Consider the following 24,674-nt stretch of genomic DNA (forward strand, 5'->3'; position numbering starts at 1 on the left):
GTCACTCTCCGATCTTGCGGGTGCCCACGATCTCGAGCCCGTAGGCCTCGAGCCCCACGACGCGCGGGGTGGGCGAATTGGTCAGCAGCACCATCTTCGACAGGCCGAGCGACGAGAGAATCTGCGCGCCGAGCCCGTATTGACGCAGGGTGCGCGGAGAGACGTCATCGTGCAACTCCAGCTTCATCGAGGTGTCGCGCAGCAGCACGACCACGCCGCGCCCCGCCTCAGCCACCGCCTGCATCGAGGCGCGGAACTCGTCCGAGCGGCCCGCGTGGCCGGTGCCGATGATGTCGAGCATCGGGTCGAGCGCGTGCATCCGCACCAGCACCGGCTCCTCGCCGGAAATATCGCCCTTGGTCAGCACGATATGCTCGTCGCCGTGGGACTGGTCGGTGTAGATCCGCATGTTCCAGTCGCCGCCGAACTCCGAGTGCACCACCTCCTCGGAGCGCACGCGCACGAGGTTGTCGTGGCGGCGGCGGTAGGCGATCAGATCAGAGATCGTGCCGATCTTCAGCCCGTGCTTCTGGGCGAAGGCCACCAGCTCGGGCAGGCGCGACATGGTGCCGTCCTCGTTCATGATCTCGCAGATCACCCCTGCGGGGTTGAGCCCGGCGAGCCGCGAGACATCCACCGCGGCCTCGGTATGGCCGGCACGCACCAGCACGCCGCCGTCCTTGGCGCGCAGCGGGAAGACATGGCCCGGCGTCGCGATGTCGGCGGCCCCCTTCGAGGCATCGATGGCCACGGCCACGGTCTTGGCGCGGTCGGCGGCCGAGATGCCGGTGGTCACGCCCTCGCGCGCCTCGATCGAGATGGTGAAGGCCGTCTCGTGGCGCGAGGAATTGTTGACCGACATCAGGTGCAGGCCAAGCTCGTCGATGCGCTTCGAGGTCATCGACAGGCAGATCAGCCCGCGGCCATGCGTCGCCATGAAGTTGATCGCGTCGGGGGTCGCCCATTGCGCCGGGATCACGAGGTCACCCTCGTTCTCGCGGTCCTCGTGGTCGACGAGGATGAACATCCGCCCGTTCCGCGCGTCCTCGATGATCTCCTCGACCGAGGAAATCGCGTCTTTCCAGTTTTCTTCAACCGGTCCTGGGTTCTCGTAGTCCGCCATATCGCCTCGCACTTCGTCCCCCGCCAAATACGGCAGGAGGGCCGGAAAGACTAGGCCGGTTTTGTGCGGAGCGGTGCGATACCCTGTGCGCGACAAGGGAGTTCCCGTCAGTCGAAGATGTCCTCGAGCAGATCGAAAAGGCCCTTCGCCGCCTTGCGGGCGGGCGACTTGCGTTTCTTGTAGGATTTCCTGGCCGCCTTGCGCGCCGCCTTCTCCGCCTTGCGATGCAGTTTCGAGGGGTACGGTGCGGCGCCCGGCATCCCCCTTGACCCGCCCTGGGCGCGCCCCTGCGCCGGGGCGGGGCCGGTCGCGCCGCGCCCGGTCTCGGACTTGAGGTTCTTCAACTGGCGCAGCGGCGCCCCGCAGGAGGCGCAGGCAAGCTCGTGGCGCTGCGTGCCATTGAGCGCAAGGGCGGTGCGGCTTCCGCAGTAGCAACAGGTGGCAATCGTCTGGACCATGCGTCCGATATGGGCGCGCGGGCGCCGAGCTGCAAGCACGGCCCGCGCCTGCCAACCCTCAGGGGCGCGCTGCGTAGAGCGCCACGGCCGCCGCGTTCGACACGTTGAGCGAGCCGAAGCCGCGCGCGAAGTCGATCTTCACCAGCTGGTCGACGGTTTCCTTGGTGCGCTGACGCAGCCCCGGCCCCTCGGCCCCCAGCACAAGCGCCACGGCGCGGTCGCGCCTGCCCTCCATCGCCGCGTCGATGCTGACCTCGGCCTCGCCGTCGAGACCGAAGACGACATAGCCCATACCCTGCAGCGCGACGATCGTGTCGGCGAGGTTGCGCTCGCGCAGGTAGGGCTGGCGCTCGAGCGCCCCCGAGGCGGTTTTCGCCAGCGCCCCGGTCTCCGGCGCCGAGTGGTGCAGCGTGCCGATCACCGCCTGCGCACCGAAAACCTCGGCCGAGCGCAGGATTGCCCCGACGTTATGCGGATCGGTGACCCGGTCGAGCAGCACAAGACGGGGCGGCGTTTCCCCGTCGCCAAGCGCCACATCCTCGAGTCGGCCCCAGTTCAGCGGCTTCACTTCCAGCGCCGCGCCCTGGTGCACGGACTGCGGGTCGAGCGGCGCGCCGAACTTGCGCGGATCGTGGATCTCGGGCTCGATTCCCCCGACCTCCAGCGCATCCTCGAGCTTGGATTTCGCGTTCAGAGTCAGGATCAAGCGCAGTTTCTCGCGCTTGGGGTTCATCAGCGCATCGCGCACCGCATGCAGGCCGAACAGCCAGACGGTCTCGGCCGCCTTGGCCTTCTTCGCCTGTTCCTTCTCGACCACCCATTTCGGTTTCTTGACCATGGTACGCGTCCTTTTTTCCTGAGCTTCGGTCTCTGCATCGCCCGGTGACGCGCTGCAAGATATTTTCCTGTTGACGACCCTTTTGAGTGCTTGTAGTCAGCGCCCCACGACGCCGGTCATACGGCGGAGGACGCCAGAGACTGGCGGAAAGTGGGCGACAGGCCGCAAGGTGTGGCAGGGGACTGTAACTCCCTCGCGGAGACGCACGCCTGGTTCGATTCCAGGGTCGCCCACCACTTTCCCTCCTCGGAAATACCTCCTTATATATCAAGGGTCCGGCAGCATTGTGCTATTACCGGTCCAGAGTGTTGCGGCGCTTGGCCCTTCGGCCTAAGTGCCCTTTATCGTATGACGATCATGCCCTGAGGATACCGCTCCGCCAATGCTGCGCTACCGCTTGCTCCTGTCCCTTTTCGCGGCCGTTGTGCTGGCCCGCGCCGCGCTCCGGCGTGACTGGGACGCCCTGCGCGCACGACTCGGGCGGAGCCGGGCGAATCCCGGCGCGCATGTCTGGCTGCACGCCGCCTCGAACGGCGAACTGGCCTCGGCCAAGCCGGTGATCGAGGCGCTGCGCGCGGCGCGGCCCGGGATGAAGCTGCTGGTCACCTGCAACTCCGAGTCGGGCGTCGCGCTGGCGGAAAGCTGGGGACTCTGCGCGCGACTGGCGCCGCTCGACCTGGCCCGGGCCTCGAAACGCATACACCGACGCTGGAACGTGACCAGCCACATCACCATGGAATCCGAGATCTGGCCGAACCGGCTGCTGACCTGCCCCGGCCCGGTTCTGGTGCTCGGAGGACGGCTGACCGAAGGCACCGCCAAGGGCTGGCGGCTGTTCGGCGGGCTGCAGGCTCGGGTACTGCACCGGGTCGCCTTTCTCTCGGCACAGGATCCCGACTCGCGCGACCGCTTCATCGAGGCCGGGCTGCCCAAGAGCGCGCAGGGGCCGGTGGTCGATCTCAAGGCGCTTTACACCCCGCCCGAACAGCATGACGCCGCGCTCGCGGCCGAGTTTCCCCGCGCCAGCACCTGGCTCGCCGCCTCCACCCACGAGGGCGAGGACGAAACCGTGCTCGCCGCCCATGCCGAGGCGCGCAGGCAGGAGCCCGGCCTGCGGCTGATTCTCGCCCCCCGCCACCCGCGCCGGGCCGAACAGATCGCCCGTCTCGCCGCCGCGCAGGGGCTGAGCTGCGCCCGCCGCAGCCTCGGCGAGACGCCGCACGGCGCCGATGTCTACCTCGCCGACACGCTGGGCGAGATGGCGCTGTTCTACCGCCTCGCGGGCCGGGTCTTCATCGCCGGCACGCTGACCGACCGTGGCGGCCACACCCCCTACGAACCCGCGGCCTTCGGCGATGCGCTGATCCACGGCCCCGACGTGCGCAACTTCCGGGTGCCCTTCCGCCTGCTCGACGAGGCCGGTGCGGCGCTGAAGATCGAGGATGCCACGAGCCTTGCCACCGCGCTGCTCGCGCTTTCGGACGAAACCGCCCAGCAGCGCGCCGGCGCCGCGGCGCGGGCGCTGCTCGAACCGGAGGCATCCGCGGAAGAACTTGTCGCTGATCTGACACAACATATGGACGCATCCCCCAAATGAGCGCATCCTCTTCGTAAAACGAGCAGGACAACAGGATGGGCGTTTCACTGGATATCGTCTCTCGCGCGCCGGGCACCAGAACCCTCCCCAAGCGCACCCATGTGCAATATGCGGCCCTGTGCTACCGCGTGCGCGACGGCAAGGTGAAGGTGCTGCTGATCACCAGCCGCGGCCGCAAGCGTTGGACGTTGCCGAAGGGCTGGCCGATGCAGGGGCGCAGCCCGGCGAAGGCGGCGGCGCGCGAAGCCTGGGAAGAGGCCGGGGTGAAGGGGCTCGTGGGTGAGCTCTGCGTCGGCGGCTACACCTATCGCAAGCGCAGCTCCGACCGCCCGCACGTGGCGCTGGTCTACCCGCTCGAAGTTATGGAGCGCGACAAGAAATTCCCCGAGCGCGGCGAGCGCAAACAGCGCTGGGTCAGCCCCAAGCGCGCCGCCGAACTCGTCGACCACCCCGAGCTCGCCCGGCTGTTGCGCGGCTTCCGCCCCTATTCCCGCAAGCACTGACAGCGGCTTGAACCTGCGCGGAATTTGACTAGGTAAAAGGGATCATCTCGGAACAGCCGCATGATCCAATACTCTCTCAAATGCGCGGAAGACCACCGCTTCGACAGCTGGTTCCAATCCGCCAGCGCCTTCGACAAGCTGCATGCCGCCGGCATGGTGGCCTGCGCCGTCTGCGGCTCGCCCAAGGTCGAAAAGGTGCTCATGGCGCCGCGCGTCAACAGCGGCGGATCGCGCACGGAGCCCGCGCCCAAGCCGGAAAAGCCCGACCTGTCCAAGCCCGCCTCCGAGGCGGAGCAGGCGCTGCGCGCCCTGCGCGACCACGTCGAGAAGACTTCGGACTACGTCGGCCGCGACTTCGCGCGCGAGGCCCGCGCCATGCACAGCGGCGAAAGCCCGCATCGCCCGATCTGGGGCGAGACCCGCGGTGACGAGGCCAAGGCGCTGATCGAGGAGGGCGTGCCCGTCGCCCCCCTGCCCTTCATGCCGACACGAAAATCCAACTGAAAGACCTGTCATGACCCTGCTGATCACCGGCGCAAACCGCGGCATCGGCGCGGCGCTCTGCAAGACACTCAAGACCCGCGGCCACGAGGTGCTTGGCACGGCACGGAACACCCCCGGCCTGCTGCCGCTCGACGTGCGCGACCCGGCCTCGCCGGCAGCTCTGGCCGGGCAGCTCGGCGACACCGCGCTTGACGGTCTGATCTGCAACGCCGGGATCTTCCTCGACCGGCCCGAGCAGCTCGACACCGGCTACCCGCCCGAGATGTGGGCCGAGATGTTCGCGGTCAATGTCACCGGCGTCTTCCTGACGGTGCAGGCCATGCTGCCGCTGCTCGAGCGCGCCACGACGCCGAAGATCATGATCATCAGCTCGCAGATGGGCGCCAACGCGCTGGCCAAGGGCAACGCGCTGATCTATCGCACCTCGAAGGCGGCCGCACTGAACCTCGGCAGCAACCTCGCCGTCGCGCTGAAGCCGCGCGGCATCGCGGTGGGCATCTATCACCCCGGATGGGTCACCACCGACATGGGTGGCAGCGGGGCGGACCTCTCTCCGGAGCAATCCGCCGAGGGGCTCGCCGAGCGCTTCGACGCACTGAACCTCGACGCAACCGGCTGTTTCGAGACCTGGGATGGCCGCCCCCACCCGTACTGATCTGCCGCAGCGGCCTGAGGACTTTCCCGCCGCCTTCGCCCGCGCCTGGGCCACCCGCGAAGGCGCGGCCGTCGCCGCGCTTTTTGCCGAAGACGCCGAGTTCGTGAACGTGACCGGCCTGTGGTGGTCGGGGCGCGAGGCCATCGCCCGCCCGCATGACTACGCGCTGAAGAGCTTTTTCGCCGACACAACCCTGCGCCCGGGCCGTATCTCGACCCGCCTGCTCGGCGCGGGTCAGGCGGTGGTCCGCTGCCGCTTCCACATGTCCGGCCAGCGCGCCCCGGACGGCTCCGAAGCCGGGCCGCGGCAGACCATCCTGCTCTTCGTGCTCGAGCGCACGGCCGCAGGCTGGCGCGCGGTGGCGGCGCAGAACACCGAGGTGCTGCCCGGTCAGGAAACCTTCCTTGCAAGCGACGGCACTGGGGCGGTCGACTACCGCCGAGGCTGACCGCTGGCCGCTCGGACGGAGCGTGCGGGCAGAAGCTGGCGGCACGGCGCGTCGATCTTTGCGAAAAGACCGGAAACGCCCAGCCACGCGCAGCGATCGCTCGCGGCGGGCGCGCAATCCCCTTGCGCAGACCCGCCCCCCCGCGTAAAGGACCGCTGATTCAAAGGACCATGCCGGGGAGGCGCCATGCCCGTTCTCGTGATGAAATTCGGCGGCACCTCCGTCGCCACGTTGGACCGGATCCGCCGGGCCGCCAAACGTGTCGGCGTCGAAGTGGCCAAGGGCTACGACGTGATCGTCATCGTCTCGGCCATGTCAGGCGAAACCAACAAGCTCGTCGGCTATGTCGAGGAAACCTCGCCGCTGTTCGACGCGCGCGAATATGACGCCGTGGTCTCCTCGGGCGAAAACGTGACCGCCGGTCTTATGGCGATGACGCTGCAGGAAATGGACGTGCCCGCGCGCAGCTGGCAGGGCTGGCAGGTGCCGCTGCAGACCTCCTCGGCGCACAGCGCCGCGCGGATCCTCGACATCCCCACCGAGAACATCACCCGCAAGTTCGACGAGGGCATGAAGGTGGCCGTGGTCGCCGGCTTCCAGGGCATCAGCCCCGAGGGCCGCATCACCACGCTGGGCCGTGGCGGTTCGGACACCACCGCCGTCGCCTTCGCCGCCGCCTTCGGCGCCGAGCGCTGCGACATCTACACCGACGTCGACGGCGTCTACACCACCGACCCGCGCGTCTGCGAAAAGGCCCGCAAGCTCGACCGCATCTCCTTCGAAGAGATGCTCGAACTGGCCTCGCTGGGCGCCAAGGTGCTGCAGACCCGCTCGGTCGAACTTGCCATGCGTTACAAGGTGAAGCTGCGGGTCCTCTCCAGCTTCGAAGAACAGTCGGACGATGCCGGGACGCTCGTTTGCGACGAGGAGGATATCATGGAATCGAAAGTTGTGGCCGGTGTGGCCTTTTCGCGCGACGAGGCCAAGATGACCCTCGTCACCATTGCCGACCGTCCGGGCATCGCGGCGTCGATCTTCGGCACGCTGGCAGATGCCGGCGTGAACGTCGACATGATCGTGCAGAACGTTTCCGAGACCAACTACAAGGGTCACGAGGGCGGTGTCACCGACATGACCTTCTCCTGTCCGGTCAACCAGGTGAAGCGCGCCGAGAAGGCGCTGGCCGACGCACAGGCCGCCGGCACGCTGACCTACGACAAGCTCGAATCGGAAACCGAGGTCGCCAAGGTTTCGGTGGTCGGCATCGGCATGCGGTCCGCCGCCGGCGTCGCCGCCAAGATGTTCAAGATCCTGTCGGACGAGAACATCAACATCCAGGTCATCACCACCTCCGAGATCAAGATCTCCGTGCTGATCGAGCGCAAGTACATGGAGCTTGCGGTGCAGGCCCTGCACGATGCCTTCGAGCTCGAGAAAGCCGACTGACGGATCGCGCCGGGGCGCGGCGCGCCCGCGTAACCGTGAGACGTTTCCGCAAGCGGCGCCCTATCCGGCGCCGCTTGTTTTATTTCTGGCACCCGGCAATTCTTTTCCGCGCCCATATGCGCGACAATCTTCCCGCGAACCCCGCCGCGACGCCGCAATCTCTTCTCAAAGCCGCGGAAACGCGCGGCAAAAGGTCCTCTCACCCTGCGGGAAATCGGCCGAGCTATTTGATCCCGTTTCCTTTCTCCGGGCAAACCGCATATAGCTGATCGCAGAGCGGAACGGATGAAGTCGAGCACACAATGCCGGATGGCACGGAAAGCGAGAGCCGCAAGCTCCTGGGGCGGCTGAGGGACACGATGGCCGAGGATGCCGCCGGGCAGGCGCGCCTCGACAAGATCATGCATCTGACCGCCGACTCCATGGGCTCCGAGGTCTGCTCGATCTACCTCTTCCGCGACGAGGACACGCTCGAGCTCTGCGCCACCGAGGGTCTCAAGAAGGAAGCCGTGCACCAGACCCGCATGCGCATGGGCGAGGGCCTCGTGGGCCGGGTCGCGCGCAGCGGCAAGGTGGTGAACACCGCCGACGCGCCTTCGGCCAAGGGCTTCCGCTACATGCCCGAGACCGGCGAAGAGATTTACTCCAGCTTCCTCGGCGTGCCGATTCAGCGCCTCGGCGAGACGCTGGGCGTGCTTGTGGTGCAGACCAAGCAGAAGCGCGAGTTCACCTCAGACGAGGTCTATGCGCTGGAAGTGGTCGCCATGGTGCTGGCCGAGATGACCGAGCTCGGCGCCTTCGTCGGCGATACCGCGGCGCTCTCGGCCCGGCACACCCAGCCCACCATGCTGCGTGGCGGCACCGGGCAGGAAGGTACCACCGAGGGCCACGTCTGGCTGCACGAGCCGCGGGTGATGGTCACCAACCTCGTCGCCGACGACCCCGAGCGCGAGCACGAACGGCTCGACGCCGCCATCGAGCGGCTGCGTGTCAGCGTCGACGAGATGCTTGCCGGCGCGGTCGAGGATGCCGAGCAGCTCGAGGTGCTCGAAGCCTATCGCATGTTCGCCAACTCCAAGGGCTGGCGGCGGCGCATGGAGGAAGACATTTCGCGCGGACTCTCCGCCGAGGCCGCGGTGGAAAAGGAACAATCCGCCGCCCGCGCCCGGATGAGCCAGGTCGCCGACAATTACCTGCGCGAGCGGCTGCACGATCTCGACGACCTGTCGAACCGGCTGCTGCGCATTCTCACCGGGCAAGGCAAGGACACCGGCGCCTCGATGCCCGCCGATCCCATTCTCGTGGCGCGCAACATCGGCCCCGGCGAACTGCTGGAGTATGGCCGCCAGCTACGCGGCATCGTGCTCGAGGAGGGCTCGGTCGGCAGCCATGCCGCCGTGGTCGCGCGCGCGCTGGCGATCCCGCTGGTGATCAATGCCGCGCGCATCACCACCGAGGCGCTGAACGGCGATCACATCATGGTCGACGGCGACCAGGGCGTGGTGCACCTGCGCCCCGACGACACCGTGGTCACCGCCTTCCGCGACAAGATCGCCATGCAGGCCGAGGCGCAGGAACGCTACGCCTCGATCCGCCAGAAACCCGCCGTCTCGCTCTGCGGCAAGCGGGTCAGCCTCTACATGAACGCCGGCCTGCTGGCCGACCTGCCCTCGCTGGAAAACTCCGGCGCCGAGGGGGTTGGCCTCTTCCGCACCGAGTTGCAGTTCCTCGTGCGCAACAAGATGCCCTCGCGCACCGAGCTCGTCACCGTCTACAAGCGGGTGATCGAGGCCGCCGAGGCCGCAGGCGACAAGCCGGTGATCTTCCGCACGCTCGACATCGGCTCGGACAAGGTACTGCCCTACATGAAGCCCACCGACGAGCCCAACCCGGCGCTCGGCTGGCGGGCGATCCGTGTCGGCCTCGACCGGCCCGGCGTCATGCGCATGCAGCTGCAGGCGCTGCTGCGCGCCTCCGAGGGGCGGCCGCTGACGCTGATGTTCCCCTTCGTCGCGCAATGGGAAGAATTCCGCGCCGCCCGCGCCGAGGTCGACAAGGCCATGGCCATCGAGCGCAAGCTCGGCCACGTGGTGCCCGAGAAGATCTCGGTCGGCACCATGCTCGAGACCCCCAGCCTCGCCTATGCCTCCAACAAGTTCTTCGAGGAGGTCGAGTTTGTCTCGATCGGCGGCAACGATCTCAAGCAGTTCTTCTTTGCTGCCGACCGCGAGAACGAGCGGGTCCGGCGGCGCTACGACACGCTCAACGTCAGCTTCCTGAGCTTCCTCGAACAGATCGTGCAGCGCTGCTCGGCCACCGGCACGCCGCTGAGCTTCTGCGGCGAGGACGCCGGCCGGCCGATCGAGGCCGTCTGCCTCGCCGCCATCGGGCTGCACCGGCTGTCGATGCGCCCGGCCTCGATCGGGCCGGTGAAAAGCCTGATCCTGCGCACGGATCTCGACGCGCTCTACGACGTAATCTGCGACGCCCGAGAACGCGGCGAGCAGTCGGTGCGCGGTGCGGTGATGGAATACATGCGCTGGCAGGGCTGAGCCGGGCGAAGGGCTCTGCAACTCCCGCCAAGGGAGGCGGCTAGACCCGGGCTTGCGCTGCCCAAGTGCTGAGCAGTGCCCTGTTCCGAACAAATCAGGCAGGCACGCGCGACGCATGGCAGGGCCACTTCGCTTGCCGCAAACTCACCTCTGAGGCTCGCCCGGCGCATCGGTCCCCCGCACCCCGGGCGATAGTATCGTGCGCGCATCTCCGGCCGTTCTGGCGCGGGACACGACCCGCGCCTTCTGCGCGGGTGCTGTGGCGCGGGTTTCTCCCCGCCCCGCGCACCTGATAAGCGATTAACCTTGCGAAGCGGTTAACCGCGCAGCGCCAGCTTCGCCTGCAGCGCCGAAATCAACTCAGCACGCGGTTTGCCGCTCTGCTGCTCCAGCCGCAGCAGTCCGAAATGCACATGCGCCATCTGCTGGTAATAGCTCGTGTAGGCGTAGTTCGTCGCCGCCCCAGCTGCCGCGCCCAGCACCGGCACGGTCTGCGCCGCCAGTTTCTGCCCCAGCGCGGTGGCCAGCCGCGGCGCCACCTTGCCGATCAGCCCGTGCACCGTCGCCCCGGTGAGCGTGACCCGGGTCGCAAGGAAGCCCAGATCCGCCCCGTCATCCGCCTCCAGCGGTCCCGCCGAGGCAAAAACGCCGAGGCACTCGCGCTTGATCTCGGGCATCTCCGGGTCGAAGCCGTATTCCGCCGCGATCCCCTGAATGGCACGCAGCAGCACGGTCACGGTGACCGGCAGCTCGGCCATGGCCGTCGGCAGCCCCCCGGCCCCGCCCGCCGCGCCCATGGCGGTGGCAAGCGCGGTGTTCAGCCAGCCCTTCTGGTCGGGCACGGCGCGGCGCGATCCCGAGGCCGCCTTCAGCGCCAGTTCCAGCGCCTTGGCCGTGCTGCCCTCGAGCCGGTCCTTCACCTTGTCGGGCAGGCGTTCGAGCAGGTTCTCGGCCTGGCCACCGATGATGTTGAGCACCTGCAGGCCGACCCCGCCCGCGGCGCGGTGGCGGCGGGCCAGCTCGGCGATCTCGGCGTCGATGCTGAGCGGAACGAGCTGCGTTCCGGGGATCGGTGCGGTCATGGGCGGCCTCCTTCGGTCTTCCCTAGAAGATCGGCGCGCCCCGCGGGATTTCAAGCCTTGCGCTCGACGACACCCTGCACCCCGTCCCAGGCGCCGGGGCGCAATTCCAGCGCCAGCACCCGCTCGGGGTTGGTCGGCGGAGGCATCTCGACCCCCGCGATCTTGGAAAAGCCGAACCGGCGGTAATAGGGCTCATCGCCGACCAGCAAGACCCGGCCCCATTCCAGCGCCCGGGCCCGTTCCAGCGTGTCGCGGATCAGCGCCGCGCCCAGCCCCTCTCCCTGCGCCGTGGGGTGCACCGCGACCGGGCCGAGCAGCAGCAGCTGCGCCGCGCCGATGCGCACCGGCCAGTAGCGGATCGCGCCGCCGATGATCCCGCCTTCGTCCTTGGCCACCCGGCAGAGCTCGGACACCGGCGCCACGCCGTCGCGCAGGCGGTAGGACGACAGCAGCTCCCGCCCCGGCGCGAAGCACAGGTCGTAGAGGGCTTCGACCTCCCAGCGATCATCCGGGCGTTCCTGGTGCAAGCTGTACAGAGGCCCGCTCTCCCCGTAGCGTTTCGGACGAATCCGCCCTATCACGGGTCCGACAATCGCGCAAACATCTGAGAGGACAGGCATGTTCTATCGCCCCGAAGACGGCCACGGACTGCCGCACAACCCGTTCAACGCCATCGTCACGCCGCGGCCGATCGGCTGGATCTCGACCCGCGGCACGATGGGCGACAATCTCGCGCCCTATTCCTTCTTCAACGCCGTGGCCTACGTGCCGCCGCAGGTGATGTTCGCCTCGACCTCCAGCAAGGACGACCGCGACGGCACCAAGGACAGCGTTGCGCAGATCCGAGAGAGCGGCGTCTTCTGCGTCAACATCGTGGAATATGCCGCGCGCGACGTGATGAACCTCAGCTCCGGCCCCTGGCCGGCGGGCAAGGATGAGTTCGCCCTCGCCGGGATCGAAAAGGCCGACTGCGAGACCATCGACTGCCCGCGTGTCGCCGGGGCGCCCGCCTCGCTGGAATGCAAGGTGACGCAGATCGTGAAACTCGAGGGCGCGGCGAATTTCGCCGTGTTCGGCGAGGTCACCGGCGTGCACATGCGCGACGACTGCCTCGTCGACGGGCGTTTCGACGTGACGACCTACCAGCCGCTCACCCGGCTCGGCTACCGCGACTACGGGGTGATCCGCGAGGTCTTCTCGCTGAAACGCCCGGGGGAGTGAGCAGCCCTTGCCGCCCGGTGGCTGGTGCCCGAGCCGCCGCTTCCGGAACCGGAGCGGCACCCGGCACCCGACGGGCCGGCCGGCAAGCGCCCCCGGCGAGTTACCCCCGTCGGCGGTAACGAAAGACGCCGGTGCCCTTGGCGATCAGCTCGCCGGTCTCGTCGGTGATGGTCGCCTCGGCGAAGAAGGTGCTCTTGCCGCCGCCGGTGCGCGCGCCCTCGGCGATCAGCCGGCTGCCCCTCGGCCGGGACAGATACTGGACGTTGAGCGAGAGCGTCAGCGCCATGAGCTTGTCCTCGGGATCGCCGGTCCAGCAACCGGCATATCCCATCGCCGTGTCGAGCATCGAGGCATGCACGCCGCCGTGCGGGTTGTCGTGACGGTTGAGGTGTTCCGGCCCCAGGGCAATCTCGAAACGCGCGTAATCCGCCCGCCAGCCGGTCATCTCCATGCCGAGATGCGACAGGTAGCCCGAAGGCGCCTCGGTGACCGGCATATCCGCGCTGTGCTTGTCCATCGGGCTCTCCTGCTGCTTCCGGCCCGTTCTCGGCGCTGCGCGGCGCAGCGTCAAGCCGTGCGCCGCCCGGGATGGTCCGCCGCGCAGATCAAGTCAGTCGCGCAGCTCGAGGAAGGTCACCCATTGCGCCACCAGCGCAGGATGCTCCCGGCCCTGCCCCTCGATCTCGATCTCCACGTCCCAATGCACGGTCAGCCGCTCGTCGCCCTCCTCGACCCCGCCGACGGTGAAATGCCCGCGCACCCGCGCGCCCACCGGCACCGGGGTGACGAAGCGCACCCGGTCGAAGCCGTAGTTGACGTTGGCGATCTGCCCGTGAAAGGGCGGCACCGCATCGGCGCACATGGCAGAGAGCAGCGAGAGCGTCAGGAACCCCTGCGCAACCGGCGCGCCGAAGAGGAAATCGGCGGAGCGCTCGGGATCGGAATGGAAGAACTTCAAATCGCCGGTCACCGCGCCGAAGCGTGCCACGGTTTCGGCGTCGAGCGTGAACCAGCGCGACACCTTCGGCTCCATCTCCAGAAGTGCCTCAGCCGCCATGGCGTGCCGCCCCGTTCAGTGCTCGCTCGCGCTGCATCCCGTCTCCAGACCTATGCGAAATCCCGAGGCAGAGTGACGGATCGCCCCCGCCGCTGGCAAGGGCAAATCCCTCGAAGCCCCCGAGCGGCGCAGCTCAGCCCGCCGCCTCCTCGCCCTGCATTTCCAGCTCGAGCGGCGCCGGCGCACCGCCGAGATCATCCACCCGCAGCGGCCCGCCCGGGCGCGACAGGCGGTTGCGCACCACCCAGTGCAGCCGGTCCGAGGCGCGGGTGATGGCGACATAAGCGAGCCGCTTCCACAGCGGCTGGCCGGCCTCGACCCGGCCCATGCGCGCGGCGGTGTAGAGATCGGGGGCAAAGACCTGCACGTTCTCCCATTGCGAGCCCTGCGCCTTGTGGATGGTCACCGCGGCACCATGCAGGAAGGTCGCGCCCATGCGCGCGGCGAAGGGGATGAAGGGCTCTTCCTCGTCGGGCTTCTCGATCTTCACGATCGAGGCCGCCGAGACCTGCGGGTCCGGCGCGCCGATCACGTGCAGCCGCGAGAAACCGGGCTTCTTGCCCGGCCCGAGGTAGACCACCTGCGCGCCCTTGATCAGGCCGCGCGCCTCGAGATCGAGCCGCTTCTTGCGGTGCTTGAGCGGCAGCTCGATGCCGTCGCAGATCAGCGGCTCGCCGGGCAGCAGCTCGGTCTCCGGCGCGCCATGCACCGCGCGGAAGGCGTTGATCAGACGGATGCGCGTGGCATTGCGCCAGACCAGCACCGGCGAGCGCGCCATCAGGTCGACCTCGACCCGCTGGCCCCAGACGACGCGGTCGTCCTTGGCGGCCATCTCCTCGACCAGCCGCTCGAAACGGTAGAAATCCACCTCCGGGTCGGCCAGCGCATGAGCCAGATCGAGGATCGGGCTCGAGGCCTCCTGCCGGTGGATGCGCGAGAGCTCCATCTTGCGGTCCTCGGGCACCGCGTCGAAGACCATCTTGCCCGACTGGTTCACCGGCGCCAGCTGCGCCGGGTCGCCGAAGAGCAGCAGGTTGGGGAAGATCTCCCTGAGATCCTCGAACTGCCGGTCGTCGAGCATCGAGGCCTCGTCGACGAAGCCGATGTCGAGCGGCTCCTCGCGGCGCTTCCATCCGGTGATGAAATCGCTGCCGCGCAGCCCCGCCGCCGCCAGCGCCGCGGGCACCGACTTGTGGCCCTGATAGGAGGCATAGGCACGATCCAGCGCCTCGTCGGTCAGCGCCTCGATCTCCGGGCGCTCCTCGTTGCCCATCAGCCATTCGGCGATGCGCTCGTAGACCGGGTCATAGACCGGCGTGTAGAGGATGCGGTGAATGGTGGTCGCCGGCACGCCGCGCATGCGCAGCACCGAGGCCGCCTTGTTGGTCGGCGCAAGGATCGCCAAGGTGCGCTTCTCACGCTTCCGGCGGCTCTCGAAATCGCCCGAGACGACCTCGCAGCCCGCCTCCTGCAGCGCCTTGCTCAGCTCGGCCAGCAGCAGCGTCTTGCCCGACCCGGCCTTGCCCATCAGCGCCATGACCTTCGACAACCCCTCGCGGGCGGGCTCGGTGGTGCCTTCATCCAGATCGACGCCGGCGCCGCGCAGCATCTCGGCCACGCGGTCCCAGGCTTCGGCCTGATCCTCGGAAAAACTGATCGCGGGCGCCGTCATGTCCGCGACCCTACAAGAGCCGCAGGGCGCGCACCAGACGCCCGCCTGCAATTCCCCCGGGCACCCTGCTGTTTCTCGGCGGCTTGCCCGGACAGGCCGCGCCGGTGACCCGCGCCGGTCCGCCTCCGGCGGGCGTATTTGTCAAACAGAAGAAGGGGACGGCACACGCCCTCCCCTCCATTCTTCTAGGTCCAAATATCCCGGGGGAGGCGCGCGCAGCGCGGCGGGGGCAGAGCCCCCTCGTCCACGCTCTGCCGCGCTTTGCGCGGCGGGGGCAGAGCCCCCTCGTCCATGCTCAGCCGCGCTTTTCGCGGCGGGGGCAGAGCCCCCTCGTCCATGCTCAGCCGCGCTTTGCGCGGCGGGGCCGCGCGCCCTTCCCTCACTCCAGCTCGATCAGCAGATCCTTGGCGTCGATCTGCCCGCCCGGCAGCACGTGCACGGCCTTGACCGTGGCGTCGCGCTCGGCGTGCAGGCCGGTCTCCATCTTCATCGCCTCGATGGTGAGCAGCAGGTCGCCTTCCTTGACCTTGGACCCCGCCTGCACCGCGATGGTGGCGACGACGCCCGGCATCGGCGCGCCGATGTGGTTGGGGTTGCCCGCCTCGGCCTTGGGCTTGGCGCCGCTCGCCGCCTTGGCCTTGCGGTCGGGCACGCGCACCGCGCGTGGCTGGCCGTTGAGCTCGAAGAACACCCGCACCTCGCCGTCGTCCTGCGTGTCGCCGACGGTGATGAGGCGGATCTCCAGCGTCTTGCCGGGGTCGATCTCGGCGGTGATCTCCTCGCCCGGCTGCATGCCGTAGAAGTAGGTCAGCGTCGGCAGCACCCGGACGGGGCCGTAGTCCTCGTGGCGCGCCACGTAGTCGGTGAAGACCTTGGGATACATGAGGTAGCCGTTGAAGTCCTCGTCGTCGAACTCGACGTCCTCGAACTTCGCGTCCAGCTCGGCGCGCAGCTTGGCGAAATCGGCGGGCGGCAGGTGCTTGCCCGGGCGCTCGGTGTTGGGTGTCTCGCCCTTCAGCACCTTCTTGACGATGCCTTCCGGGAAGCCGCCCGGCGGCTGGCCGAGGTTGCCGCGCATCATGTCGATCACCGAGTCGGGGAAGCTGACGTCGCTTTTCGGGTCCTCGACCTGCGCACGGGTCAGCCCCTGGCTGACCATCATCAGCGCCATGTCGCCCACCACCTTCGACGAGGGTGTCACCTTCACGATATCGCCGAACATCATGTTCACGTCGGCATAGGTCTTGGCGACCTCGTGCCAGCGCTCTTCCAGACCCAGCGAGCGCGCCTGCGCCTTGAGGTTGGTGAACTGGCCGCCCGGCATCTCGTGCAGGTAGACCTCCGACGCGGGCGCCTGCATGCCCGATTCAAACGCCGCGTATTGGCCGCGCACCGCCTCCCAGTAGTTCGAGACCTCGCGGATCACGTCGACATCCAGCCCGGTGTCGCGGTCGGTATGGCGCAGCGCCTCGACGATCGAGCCGAGGGTGGGCTGCGAGGTGTTGCCCGAAAGCGCGTCCATCGCCGCATCCACCGCGTCGACCCCCGCTTTCGAGGCTTCCATGATGGTGGCGATGGCGGCGCCCGAGGTGTCATGGGTGTGGAAATGGATCGGCAGGCCGACCTCCTCCTTCAGCGCCTTGACCAGCGCCCCGGCGGCGGAGGGCTTCAGCAGGCCGGCCATGTCCTTCAGGCCGAGCACATGTGCGCCGGCGTCGCGGAGCTGCTTGCCCATCTCGACGTAGTACTTGAGGTCGTACTTGGCGCGGGCCGGGTCGAGGATGTCGCCGGTGTAGCAGACCGTGCCCTCGCAGATCTTGCCGCTCTCGATCACCGCATCCATGGCGACGCGCATGTTCTCGACCCAGTTCAGCGAGTCGAACACGCGGAACACGTCGACACCGCTCTCGGCGGCCTGGGCGACGAAGCTCTGCACCACGTTGTCGGGGTAGTTGGTGTAGCCCACGCCGTTTGAGGCGCGCAGCAGCATCTGGGTCAGGATGTTGGGCATGCGCGCGCGGATGTCGCGCAGCCGCTGCCAGGGGCATTCCTGCAAGAAGCGGTAGGCCACGTCGAAGGTCGCGCCGCCCCAGCACTCCACCGAGAAGAGCCCGGACAGGTTCGCCGCATAGGCCGGGGCCACCTTGATCATGTCGAGCGAGCGCATGCGCGTTGCCAGCAGCGACTGGTGGCCGTCGCGCATGGTGGTGTCGGTGACTAAGAGCTGCGTCTGCGCCGCCATCCAGTCGGCCACCGCCTGCGCGCCCTTCTCCTCGAGCAGCGTGCGGGTGCCCGGCGGCGGCGTCTCGGCGCGCAGCTCGGGGGCACGGGCGGGCTTCAGCTCGGCGTGCGGCTTCTGGCGCCCCTGCACCTCGGGATGCCCGTTGACGGTGATGTCGGCGATATAGGTGAGCACCTTGGTGCCGCGGTCCCGACGCTTCTTGAAGTCGAAGAGCTCGGGCGTCGTGTCGATGAACTTCGTCGTGTACTGGTTGGTCAGGAAGGTCGGGTGCTTGAGCAGGTTGATCACGAAGTCGATGTTCGTGCTCACGCCGCGGATGCGGAACTCGCGCAGGGCGCGGTCCATGCGGGCGATGGCCTTCTCCGGCGTCGGCGCCTTGGCGGTCACCTTGACCAGCAGCGAGTCGTAGTAGCGGGTGATCACCCCGCCGGCATACGCGGTCCCGCCATCGAGGCGGATGCCCATGCCGGTGGCCGAGCGGTAGGCGGTGATCCGGCCATAGTCGGGGATGAAGTTGTTGGTCGGATCCTCGGTGGTGATCCGGGTCTGCAGCGCGTGACCGGTGAGGCGGATGTCGTATTGCGACGCCTTGCCGGTGGCCTCGGCAAGGCTCTTGCCCTCGGCGATCATGATCTGCGCCTGCACGATGTCGATGCCGGTCACCTCCTCGGTGACGGTGTGCTCGACCTGCACCCGCGGGTTGACCTCGATGAAGTAGAACTTGCCGCTGTCCATATCCATCAGGAACTCGACGGTGCCGGCGCATTCGTAGTTCACATGGGCGCAGATCTTGCGGCCCAGCTCGCAGAGCTCTTCGCGCTGCGCTTCGCTGAGGTACGGCGCGGGCGCGCGCTCGACGACCTTCTGGTTGCGGCGCTGCACCGAGCAGTCGCGCTCGTAGAGGTGGTAGATGTTGCCCATCTTGTCGCCGAGGATCTGCACCTCGACGTGGCGGGCGCGGGTGATCATCTTCTCCAGGTAGCCCTCGCCGTTGCCAAAGGCCGCCTCGGCCTCGCGCCGGCCCTCGAGCACCTTTTCCTTCAGCTCCTTCGGGCCCTCGATCGGGCGCATGCCACGGCCGCCGCCGCCCCAGGACGCTTTCAGCATCAGCGGATAGCCGATGTCCCCGGCTTCCTTGGCGATGGCCTCGAAATCGTCGCCCAGCACCTCGGTGGCGGGGATGACCGGCACGCCCGCCTCGATGGCGACCTTGCGCGCCGAGGCCTTGTCGCCGAGCGCGCGCATGGTCGCGGCCTTCGGACCGATGAAGGTGATCCCCGCGGCATCGCAGGCGTCGACGAACTCGGGGTTCTCCGACAGCAGCCCGTAGCCCGGGTGGATCGCGTCGGCGCCGCTCTCCTTGGCGACGCGGATGATCTCGGGGATCGACAGGTAGGCCGCCACGGGGCCCAGCCCCTCGCCGATGCGATAGGCTTCGTCGGCCTTGAAGCGGTGGAGCCCCAGCTTGTCCTCTTCGGCAAAGACGGCAACCGTCTTCTTTCCCATCTCGTTCGCCGCCCGCATGATGCGGATCGCGATCTCGCCACGGTTGGCGATGAGGATCTTCTGGAACTCTGGCATTTCTTTCCTCCGTCACTGGCCTGCCGGGCCGGGTGACGTGGAGTGAACGCGATGCTGCGCTGCGGCGCAAGGTATCTATGCAAAGTTAGCAATAAGGGCGCGAAACTTTGCAAATCTCGCGATGGAGGCGGGGCGCCAGCGGGACGGCGGGCGCCGCGGAAAGTGATGAACAAAAACAGAACGCACCTTTCGCCGGGCTCTGCACCGCGCTAAGTTCGCCGCATGAGCAGCTTTGACGACATGGATGCATTCGAGGGGGCCTCGCTGTCGGCGCGGGCCATGGCCGCGCGCCCGACGCCCTACCTCGACGATCTCAACCCGGCGCAGCGCGAAGCGGTGGAGCGGCTGGACGGCCCGGTGCTGATGCTCGCGGGCGCCGGCACCGGCAAGACCAAGGCGCTGACGGCGCGCATCGCGCATCTGCTGACCACCGGCCGCGCGCGCCCGAACGAGATTCTCTCGGTGACCTTCACCAACAAGGCCGCGCGCGAGATGAAGGAGCGGGTCGGCCGCCTTCTTGGCCACGCGGTCGAGGGCATGCCCTGGATGGGCACCTTCCACTCGATCTGCGTCAAGCTGCTGCGCCGCCATGCCGAGCTGGTCGGGCTGAAGTCGAACTTCACCATCCTCGACACGGACGACCAGATCCGCCTGCTGAAACAGGTGATCGCGGCCAACAACATAGATGAAAAGCGCTGGCCCGCCCGGCAGCTTTCCTCGCTGATCGACAACTGGAAGAACCGCGCCTGGACGCCCGACAAGGTGCCGGCGTCGGAGGCCGGCGCCTTCAACAACCGCGGCACCGAGCTCTACGCCCAGTACCAGACCCGGCTGCGCGAGCTGAACGCCTGCGACTTCGGCGACCTGCTGCTGCACGTGGTGACGATCTTCCAGCAGCACGCCGATGTGCTCGAGCAGTACCAGCGCTGGTTCCGCTTCATCCTGGTGGACGAGTACCAGGACACCAACGTCGCCCAGTACCTCTGGCTGCGGCTGCTGGCGCAGGGCCACACCAACATCTGCTGCGTCGGCGACGACGACCAGTCGATCTACGGCTGGCGCGGTGCCGAGGTGGGCAACATCCTGCGCTTCGAAAAGGACTTCCCCGGCGCCCATGTGGTGCGGCTGGAGCAGAACTACCGTTCGACCGCGCATATCCTCGCCGCCGCCTCCTCGGTGATCCGCGGCAACGAGAACCGGCTCGGCAAGGAGCTCTGGACCGAGGCGCAGGGCGGCGAGAAGGTCCGCCTGATCGGTCATTGGGACGGCGAGGAAGAGGCGCGCTGGATCGGCGAGGAGATCGAGGCGGCGCAGCGCGGCTCGCGCGGGATGCACGCCTTCTCGCTCGACGACATGGCGATCCTCGTGCGCGCCTCGCACCAGATGCGCGCCTTCGAGGACCGCTTCCTGACCATCGGCCTGCCCTACCGGGTGATCGGCGGCCCGCGCTTCTACGAGCGGCTCGAGATCCGCGACGCCATGGCCTATTTCCGGCTGGTGGTCTCGCCCGAGGATGATCTGGCCTTCGAGCGCATCGTCAACACCCCCAAGCGCGGCCTCGGCGACAAGGCGCAGCAGAAGATCCAGCTCAAGGCGCGCGAACATGGCGTGCCGCTGCTGGTCGGCGCGCGGCTGCTGCTGCGCGACAAGGAGATCACCGGCAAGGGCGCGGCCAAGCTCGCCACCTTCGTCGAGCAGATCGAACGCTGGCACGAGATCGCCCGCCAGCAGCTCGGCCTTCCCTCGGAGGTGCAGCAGGACGACGACGACCTGGTGCTGATCGACGAGGACAAGCCGCTGAGCAAGGTGGTCAGCCACATGGAGCTGGCCGAGACCATGCTCGACGAGAGCGGCTATACCGAGATGTGGCAGCTCGACAAGAACCCCGACTCGCCGGGGCGGCTCGAGAACCTCAAGGAACTGGTGAAGGCGCTCGAGAGCTTCGACAACCTGCAGGGCTTCCTCGAGCACGTCGCGCTGATCATGGACAACGAGACCGAGGAGACCGGCGCGAAAGTGTCGATCATGACGCTGCACGCCGCCAAGGGCCTCGAGTTCCCGGCGGTCTTCCTGCCGGGCTGGGAGGACGGGCTCTTCCCGTCGCAGCGCTCGATGGACGAAAGCGGTCTCAAGGGGCTCGAGGAAGAGCGCCGCCTCGCCTATGTCGGCATCACCCGCGCCGAGGAGCTCTGCACCATCTCCTTCGCCGCCAACCGCCGCGTCTTCGGCCAGTGGCAGTCGGCCCTGCCCTCGCGCTTCATCGACGAGCTGCCCGAGGCGCACGTCGATATTCTCACCCCGCCCGGCCTCTATGGCGGCGGCTACGGGGCCGCGGGCATGAGCAGCGGCTTCGGCGGCGGGGGCTACGGCGGCGGATCGGGGCTGGAAACCCGCGCCGCCGAGGCCAATGTCTACAACTCGCCCGGCTGGAAGCGGCTGCAGGAGCGCTCGGGCAGCCGCCCGGTCAGCCAGCCGCGCGAGAGCCGCAACACGGTGATCGACCTGCAGGCGGTCTCGGCCTTCGACATGGGCGAGCGCGTCTTCCACCAGAAGTTCGGCTACGGCGAGATCATCGGACTCGAGGGCGACAAGCTCGAGATCAATTTCGAGAAGGCCGGGGTGAAGAAAGTGGTGGCACGATTCGTCACCGCGGCGGACGCGGCGGGCGACGTGCCCTTCTGAGGCCCCGAGGAGCCCCCCCCGAAGAAGGGTTGGGGGCTCCGCGCGCCTCCCCCGGGATATTTGCATCTAGACGAAGGCCCGCGGGCAGCGCGCCTGCCCTTCTTCTCTTTGACAAATACGCCCGCCGGAGGCGACCCTCAGCGTGCCGCCGAGACCAGCGCCGCGAGCAGCTCGGCCTCATCCCGGCCAGACGCCTGCGCGATGGCCGAGAGGCTCTCACCCTCGGCATCCATGGTAAAGCCCGCCTGCAGCAGACCGTCGGCGATACGGTCTGCGGGCAGGTCGACCAGCGCCGCGACCTCGGCAACGCTGCCCTTGAGCAGCAACTGCGCGGCGGCGAACTGCGGCGGGCCGCCGCGGCGCGCGCCCGGCTCGGCGCTCAGGCTCGGCACCACGAAGGCCGCCGCCATGACCAGCGACGCCCCCATCGCCAGCGCGAAGGCCGGCTTGCGCATGTAACTGCTCATCGGGCGCCAGTTCTTCCACAGGTGCAGGACGAAGGGCAGGATCAGCACCAGGCTCAACCATTCGTGCATGCCGTGGAACCATCCCGCGTTCCAATGAAAGAACAGCGCGAGTCCCGAGATCAGAGAGACGAGGAAAAGCCCGGTGATGAAGGGCGTGGCGTAGCGATTCAGAAGAGATTTCATGGCGTGGCTGGCTCCGCATGTGACGAGTCGGGCGCCGCGCCTCCGCTGCGGCTCCGGGGATGCCACGCGCGGCGGCGGAGTTTCCGTCGCGTCTCATTGGGTTTTTTCGCCGTCCGAGAAATTTCCCGGAAAAAGGTGGATTTTTCTCTTGCGGAGGTCCGCGGGAAACTCTAAATCGCCCACACCAACAAGGAAGCGGGCGTAGCTCAGGGGTAGAGCATTACCTTGCCAAGGTAAGGGTCGGGCGTTCGAATCGCCTCGCCCGCTCCAGTTGGACCTCCGGCGCAAGTCGGACCGGTGAAAGCCCGGACGGTCGAAAGGCCACCTGGTCGAAAGACCAACATGATGAATGGTTTGCGGGCGTAGCTCAGGGGTAGAGCATTACCTTGCCAAGGTAAGGGTCGGGCGTTCGAATCGCCTCGCCCGCTCCATTCACCACTTTCCCAAGACAGATCGAGTTTCGAAAGTAGATCGAGACGAGACCCGGACGCAGCATTGCGGCGCCGGATTTTGTCATGTCTGCGCCGTGTATCGGACCACAGCACACCAGCCGTATCGCGGCGTGATGGGCGACCCGGAAGCCGCCCCGACAGCACAACGCCGCCCGGCCGCCCCGATCAGAATGCCTTGAAGGTCAGCGTGGTCAGCGAGCGCTCGATCCCCGGAACATCGAGCAGATTCTCGTTGATGAAATGGCCCACGTCGGCGCCCTCGGGGATGTAGAGCTTCAGCAGCAGGTCCCATTCGCCGGACGTCGAGTAGAGCTCGGAGTGGATCTCCTTGAGCGCGATCTGGTCGGCCACCTGGTAGGTGGTGCCGGGCTTGCAGCGAATCTGGACGAAGACGCAGGTGGTCATGGCGGGGCCTTTCATTGATCTGCGGGCAAGCTGTCACACCGCCCCCGCCGCCGCAAGCGCGGCCGCCGCCCGGCGCACGCGCGGGGCTTGGCGCGCGCCCTGCCCCGCCCTATAAGCCGCTGCGAGACATCGAGGAGTATGAACCATGCGCAAGGCCGAAGTGAGCCGCAGCACCGCCGAGACGAAGATCGAGGTCGCCCTCGATCTCGACGGCACCGGCAGCTACGACATGAAGACTGGCGTGGGGTTCTTCGACCACATGCTGGACCAGCTGGCACGCCATTCGCTGATCGACATGGTGGTGCGCGCCGAGGGCGATCTGCACATCGACGATCACCACACGGTCGAGGACACCGGCATCGCCATCGGCCAGGCGCTGGCCAAGGCGCTCGGCGACAAGCGCGGCATCCGCCGCTACGGCTCGTGCCTGCTGCCGATGGACGACGCGCTGGTGCGCGCGGCGCTGGACCTCTCGGCCCGACCCTTCCTGGTGTGGAAGGTGGCGCTGCCGACCGAGAAGATCGGCACGTTCGACACCGAGCTGGTGCGCGAGTTCTTTCAGGCGCTGGCGACCCACGGCGGCATCACCCTGCACGTCGAGGCGATCGACGGGGTGAACTCGCACCATATCGTCGAGGCGGCCTTCAAGGCCGTGGCCCGCGCCCTGCGCGAGGCGGTGGAGCCGGACCCGCGCAAGGGCGATGCGATTCCCTCGACCAAGGGCGCGCTCTGAGGGGACGGAACACCGCGAGGGGCGCTGCCCCTCGTGCTCCCCGGGATATTTTGATCTAGACGAAGAGGCGGGCGGACCGCCCGGACAGGAGGCGAGATGCTGACGGCGATCATCGACTACGAGAGCGGCAACCTGCATTCCGCCGAGAAGGCGTTCCAGCGCATGGCGCGCGAACTGGATGCCGGCGAGGTCGTGGTGACCGACGCGCCCGAGGTGGTGGCCAGGGCCGACCGGCTGGTGCTGCCCGGCGACGGTGCCTTCCCCGCCTGCGCCAAGGCGCTGCGGCTCTCGGGCTGTTTCGACGCCATGGTCGAGGCGGTGACGGTGAAGGGCCGGCCCTTCCTCGGCATCTGCGTCGGCATGCAGCTGATGGCCCGGGTCGGCTACGAATACGAAGAGACCCCGGGGCTCGGCTGGGTCGACGGCGAGGTCGAGAAGATCCTGCCCGAGGATCCGTCGCTGAAGGTGCCGCACATGGGCTGGAACGAGCTGGAGATCGACCACGCGCACCCGGTTCTGGACGGGGTGAAGAGCGGCGATCACGCCTATTTCGTGCACTCCTACCAGATGCGCATGCTCACCCCCGAGCACCGGCTGGCCCACGTCGATTACGGCGGCACGGTCACCGCGGTGGTCGGCCAGGGCAATATGCTGGGGTTCCAGTTCCACCCCGAGAAGAGCGCCGACACCGGGCTGAAGATGATCGGCAACTTCCTCACCTGGACCCCCTGACCCTTTCACGCCGGGGCAGCGCGCGCATTGCAAAGCGCGCC

The 24,674-nt window shown here is 67.9% G+C and carries 22 protein-coding genes and 3 tRNA genes; 14 read left to right on the forward strand and 11 right to left on the reverse strand.

What is annotated here, in order from left to right:
• Position 1: 1 nt before the first annotated feature.
• From ribB to rlmB, 3 genes are all read right to left on the reverse strand, one after another.
• Positions 2–1,123 (reverse strand): 3,4-dihydroxy-2-butanone-4-phosphate synthase, encoded by a 1,122-nt coding sequence (ribB, locus tag LC039_RS12050; protein ID WP_226624492.1) that lies wholly within the window; start codon positions 1,121–1,123, stop codon positions 2–4.
• A 107-nt stretch (positions 1,124–1,230) separates the two neighbouring features.
• Positions 1,231–1,581 (reverse strand): hypothetical protein, encoded by a 351-nt coding sequence (locus tag LC039_RS12055; protein WP_226624493.1) that lies wholly within the window; start codon positions 1,579–1,581, stop codon positions 1,231–1,233.
• 58 nt (positions 1,582–1,639) lie between these two features.
• A complete protein-coding gene (gene rlmB / locus LC039_RS12060; protein WP_226624494.1) occupies positions 1,640–2,419 on the reverse strand; it encodes a 23S rRNA (guanosine(2251)-2'-O)-methyltransferase RlmB in 780 nt (259 codons plus the stop codon).
• 152 nt (positions 2,420–2,571) lie between these two features.
• Here rlmB and LC039_RS12065 point away from each other — a divergent pair.
• The 8 genes from LC039_RS12065 to ptsP all read left to right on the forward strand — a co-directional run bounded on the left by LC039_RS12065 (position 2,572) and on the right by ptsP (position 10,124).
• Positions 2,572–2,655 (forward strand) — tRNA-Tyr (locus tag LC039_RS12065).
• A 146-nt stretch (positions 2,656–2,801) separates the two neighbouring features.
• The gene (locus LC039_RS12070) at positions 2,802–4,016 is read left to right on the forward strand and encodes a 3-deoxy-D-manno-octulosonic acid transferase (protein WP_226624495.1); all 1,215 of its coding nucleotides are present in this window, start codon (positions 2,802–2,804) and stop codon (positions 4,014–4,016) included.
• A 35-nt stretch (positions 4,017–4,051) separates the two neighbouring features.
• On the forward strand, positions 4,052–4,519 hold the full coding sequence (locus LC039_RS12075) for an NUDIX hydrolase (protein WP_226624496.1): 468 nt from the start codon (positions 4,052–4,054) through the stop codon (positions 4,517–4,519).
• A gap of 60 nt (positions 4,520–4,579) precedes the next feature.
• Positions 4,580–5,023: a DUF1178 family protein gene (locus LC039_RS12080; RefSeq protein ID WP_226624497.1), complete on the forward strand. Its 444-nt coding sequence runs from the start codon at positions 4,580–4,582 to the stop codon at positions 5,021–5,023.
• 10 nt (positions 5,024–5,033) lie between these two features.
• A complete protein-coding gene (locus tag LC039_RS12085) occupies positions 5,034–5,678 on the forward strand; it encodes an SDR family oxidoreductase (RefSeq protein ID WP_226624501.1) in 645 nt (214 codons plus the stop codon).
• On the forward strand, positions 5,656–6,126 hold the full coding sequence (locus LC039_RS12090) for an SgcJ/EcaC family oxidoreductase (protein ID WP_226624509.1): 471 nt from the start codon (positions 5,656–5,658) through the stop codon (positions 6,124–6,126). Before LC039_RS12085 ends, LC039_RS12090 begins: the two co-directional genes overlap by 23 nt.
• 186 nt (positions 6,127–6,312) lie before the next feature.
• On the forward strand, positions 6,313–7,572 hold the full coding sequence (locus LC039_RS12095) for an aspartate kinase (RefSeq protein WP_226624511.1): 1,260 nt from the start codon (positions 6,313–6,315) through the stop codon (positions 7,570–7,572).
• Between the two features lie 302 nt (positions 7,573–7,874).
• Entirely contained in the window at positions 7,875–10,124 is a 2,250-nt protein-coding gene (ptsP, locus tag LC039_RS12100) for a phosphoenolpyruvate--protein phosphotransferase (RefSeq protein ID WP_226624513.1), read from the forward strand.
• A 317-nt stretch (positions 10,125–10,441) separates the two neighbouring features.
• On the opposite strand, the gene LC039_RS12105 is transcribed toward ptsP, so the two are convergent.
• A complete protein-coding gene (locus tag LC039_RS12105) occupies positions 10,442–11,206 on the reverse strand; it encodes an EcsC family protein (RefSeq protein ID WP_226624515.1) in 765 nt (254 codons plus the stop codon).
• 50 nt (positions 11,207–11,256) lie between these two features.
• Positions 11,257–11,733 carry a GNAT family N-acetyltransferase gene (locus LC039_RS12110; RefSeq protein WP_413463837.1) on the reverse strand — a complete coding sequence of 159 codons (477 nt, stop codon included), beginning with the start codon at positions 11,731–11,733 and terminating at the stop codon, positions 11,257–11,259.
• Between the two features lie 91 nt (positions 11,734–11,824).
• Between LC039_RS12110 and LC039_RS12115 the strand changes: the two genes are divergently transcribed.
• The gene (locus LC039_RS12115; RefSeq protein ID WP_226624517.1) at positions 11,825–12,427 is read left to right on the forward strand and encodes a flavin reductase family protein; all 603 of its coding nucleotides are present in this window, start codon (positions 11,825–11,827) and stop codon (positions 12,425–12,427) included.
• A 100-nt stretch (positions 12,428–12,527) separates the two neighbouring features.
• Here LC039_RS12115 and LC039_RS12120 read toward each other — a convergent pair whose 3' ends face one another.
• The 4 genes from LC039_RS12120 to LC039_RS12135 all read right to left on the reverse strand — a co-directional run bounded on the left by LC039_RS12120 (position 12,528) and on the right by LC039_RS12135 (position 18,979).
• A complete protein-coding gene (locus LC039_RS12120) occupies positions 12,528–12,944 on the reverse strand; it encodes a PaaI family thioesterase (protein ID WP_226624519.1) in 417 nt (138 codons plus the stop codon).
• A 93-nt stretch (positions 12,945–13,037) separates the two neighbouring features.
• A complete protein-coding gene (locus LC039_RS12125; protein ID WP_226624521.1) occupies positions 13,038–13,484 on the reverse strand; it encodes a MaoC/PaaZ C-terminal domain-containing protein in 447 nt (148 codons plus the stop codon).
• Positions 13,485–13,617: 133 nt separating this feature from the next.
• Positions 13,618–15,156: an ATP-dependent DNA helicase gene (locus LC039_RS12130; protein ID WP_226624523.1), complete on the reverse strand. Its 1,539-nt coding sequence runs from the start codon at positions 15,154–15,156 to the stop codon at positions 13,618–13,620.
• Positions 15,157–15,535: 379 nt separating this feature from the next.
• A complete protein-coding gene (locus LC039_RS12135; protein WP_226624525.1) occupies positions 15,536–18,979 on the reverse strand; it encodes a pyruvate carboxylase in 3,444 nt (1,147 codons plus the stop codon).
• Between the two features lie 222 nt (positions 18,980–19,201).
• Here LC039_RS12135 and LC039_RS12140 point away from each other — a divergent pair, with 222 nt between their 5' ends.
• Entirely contained in the window at positions 19,202–21,661 is a 2,460-nt protein-coding gene (locus LC039_RS12140; protein ID WP_226624531.1) for an ATP-dependent helicase, read from the forward strand.
• Positions 21,662–21,798: 137 nt separating this feature from the next.
• On the opposite strand, the gene LC039_RS12145 is transcribed toward LC039_RS12140, so the two are convergent.
• On the reverse strand, positions 21,799–22,311 hold the full coding sequence (locus tag LC039_RS12145) for a DUF4405 domain-containing protein (RefSeq protein WP_226624532.1): 513 nt from the start codon (positions 22,309–22,311) through the stop codon (positions 21,799–21,801).
• Positions 22,312–22,506: 195 nt separating this feature from the next.
• On the opposite strand from LC039_RS12145, the gene LC039_RS12150 reads away from it, so the two are divergent.
• Both LC039_RS12150 and LC039_RS12155 read left to right on the forward strand, forming a co-directional pair.
• Positions 22,507–22,581 (forward strand) — tRNA-Gly (locus LC039_RS12150).
• Positions 22,582–22,667: 86 nt separating this feature from the next.
• Positions 22,668–22,742: transfer RNA gene (locus LC039_RS12155), tRNA-Gly, on the forward strand.
• 186 nt (positions 22,743–22,928) lie between these two features.
• Here LC039_RS12155 and LC039_RS12160 read toward each other — a convergent pair.
• Complete coding sequence (locus LC039_RS12160; RefSeq protein ID WP_226624533.1) at positions 22,929–23,168, reverse strand: Lrp/AsnC ligand binding domain-containing protein; 240 nt, start codon at positions 23,166–23,168, stop codon at positions 22,929–22,931.
• Between the two features lie 145 nt (positions 23,169–23,313).
• Between LC039_RS12160 and hisB the strand changes: the two genes are divergently transcribed.
• Together hisB and hisH are read left to right on the forward strand one after the other, a co-directional pair.
• The gene (hisB, locus tag LC039_RS12165) at positions 23,314–23,901 is read left to right on the forward strand and encodes an imidazoleglycerol-phosphate dehydratase HisB (protein ID WP_226624539.1); all 588 of its coding nucleotides are present in this window, start codon (positions 23,314–23,316) and stop codon (positions 23,899–23,901) included.
• 96 nt (positions 23,902–23,997) lie between these two features.
• A complete protein-coding gene (gene hisH / locus LC039_RS12170) occupies positions 23,998–24,633 on the forward strand; it encodes an imidazole glycerol phosphate synthase subunit HisH (protein ID WP_226624541.1) in 636 nt (211 codons plus the stop codon).
• The last annotated feature ends 41 nt before the right edge of the window (positions 24,634–24,674 follow it).

Origin of the sequence: Alloyangia pacifica, assembly GCF_020524285.1 — a bacterium.
GTDB classification, from domain to species: Bacteria; Pseudomonadota; Alphaproteobacteria; order Rhodobacterales; family Rhodobacteraceae; genus Salipiger; species Salipiger pacificus_B.

Bases quoted from the DNA above. Each gene is read 5' to 3' on its own strand.
- ribB (WP_226624492.1), bottom strand. From the start codon at position 1,123: ATGGCGGACTACGAGAACCCAGGACCGGTTGAAGAAAACTGGAAAGAC.
- LC039_RS12055 (WP_226624493.1), bottom strand. From the start codon at position 1,581: ATGGTCCAGACGATTGCCACCTGTTGCTACTGCGGAAGCCGCACCGCC.
- rlmB (WP_226624494.1), bottom strand. From the start codon at position 2,419: ATGGTCAAGAAACCGAAATGGGTGGTCGAGAAGGAACAGGCGAAGAAG.
- LC039_RS12070 (WP_226624495.1), top strand. From the start codon at position 2,802: ATGCTGCGCTACCGCTTGCTCCTGTCCCTTTTCGCGGCCGTTGTGCTG.
- LC039_RS12075 (WP_226624496.1), top strand. From the start codon at position 4,052: ATGGGCGTTTCACTGGATATCGTCTCTCGCGCGCCGGGCACCAGAACC.
- LC039_RS12080 (WP_226624497.1), top strand. From the start codon at position 4,580: ATGATCCAATACTCTCTCAAATGCGCGGAAGACCACCGCTTCGACAGC.
- LC039_RS12085 (WP_226624501.1), top strand. From the start codon at position 5,034: ATGACCCTGCTGATCACCGGCGCAAACCGCGGCATCGGCGCGGCGCTC.
- LC039_RS12090 (WP_226624509.1), top strand. From the start codon at position 5,656: ATGGCCGCCCCCACCCGTACTGATCTGCCGCAGCGGCCTGAGGACTTT.
- LC039_RS12095 (WP_226624511.1), top strand. From the start codon at position 6,313: ATGCCCGTTCTCGTGATGAAATTCGGCGGCACCTCCGTCGCCACGTTG.
- ptsP (WP_226624513.1), top strand. From the start codon at position 7,875: ATGCCGGATGGCACGGAAAGCGAGAGCCGCAAGCTCCTGGGGCGGCTG.
- LC039_RS12105 (WP_226624515.1), bottom strand. From the start codon at position 11,206: ATGACCGCACCGATCCCCGGAACGCAGCTCGTTCCGCTCAGCATCGAC.
- LC039_RS12115 (WP_226624517.1), top strand. From the start codon at position 11,825: ATGTTCTATCGCCCCGAAGACGGCCACGGACTGCCGCACAACCCGTTC.
- LC039_RS12120 (WP_226624519.1), bottom strand. From the start codon at position 12,944: ATGGACAAGCACAGCGCGGATATGCCGGTCACCGAGGCGCCTTCGGGC.
- LC039_RS12125 (WP_226624521.1), bottom strand. From the start codon at position 13,484: ATGGCGGCTGAGGCACTTCTGGAGATGGAGCCGAAGGTGTCGCGCTGG.
- LC039_RS12130 (WP_226624523.1), bottom strand. From the start codon at position 15,156: ATGACGGCGCCCGCGATCAGTTTTTCCGAGGATCAGGCCGAAGCCTGG.
- LC039_RS12135 (WP_226624525.1), bottom strand. From the start codon at position 18,979: ATGCCAGAGTTCCAGAAGATCCTCATCGCCAACCGTGGCGAGATCGCG.
- LC039_RS12140 (WP_226624531.1), top strand. From the start codon at position 19,202: ATGAGCAGCTTTGACGACATGGATGCATTCGAGGGGGCCTCGCTGTCG.
- LC039_RS12145 (WP_226624532.1), bottom strand. From the start codon at position 22,311: ATGAAATCTCTTCTGAATCGCTACGCCACGCCCTTCATCACCGGGCTT.
- LC039_RS12160 (WP_226624533.1), bottom strand. From the start codon at position 23,168: ATGACCACCTGCGTCTTCGTCCAGATTCGCTGCAAGCCCGGCACCACC.
- hisB (WP_226624539.1), top strand. From the start codon at position 23,314: ATGCGCAAGGCCGAAGTGAGCCGCAGCACCGCCGAGACGAAGATCGAG.
- hisH (WP_226624541.1), top strand. From the start codon at position 23,998: ATGCTGACGGCGATCATCGACTACGAGAGCGGCAACCTGCATTCCGCC.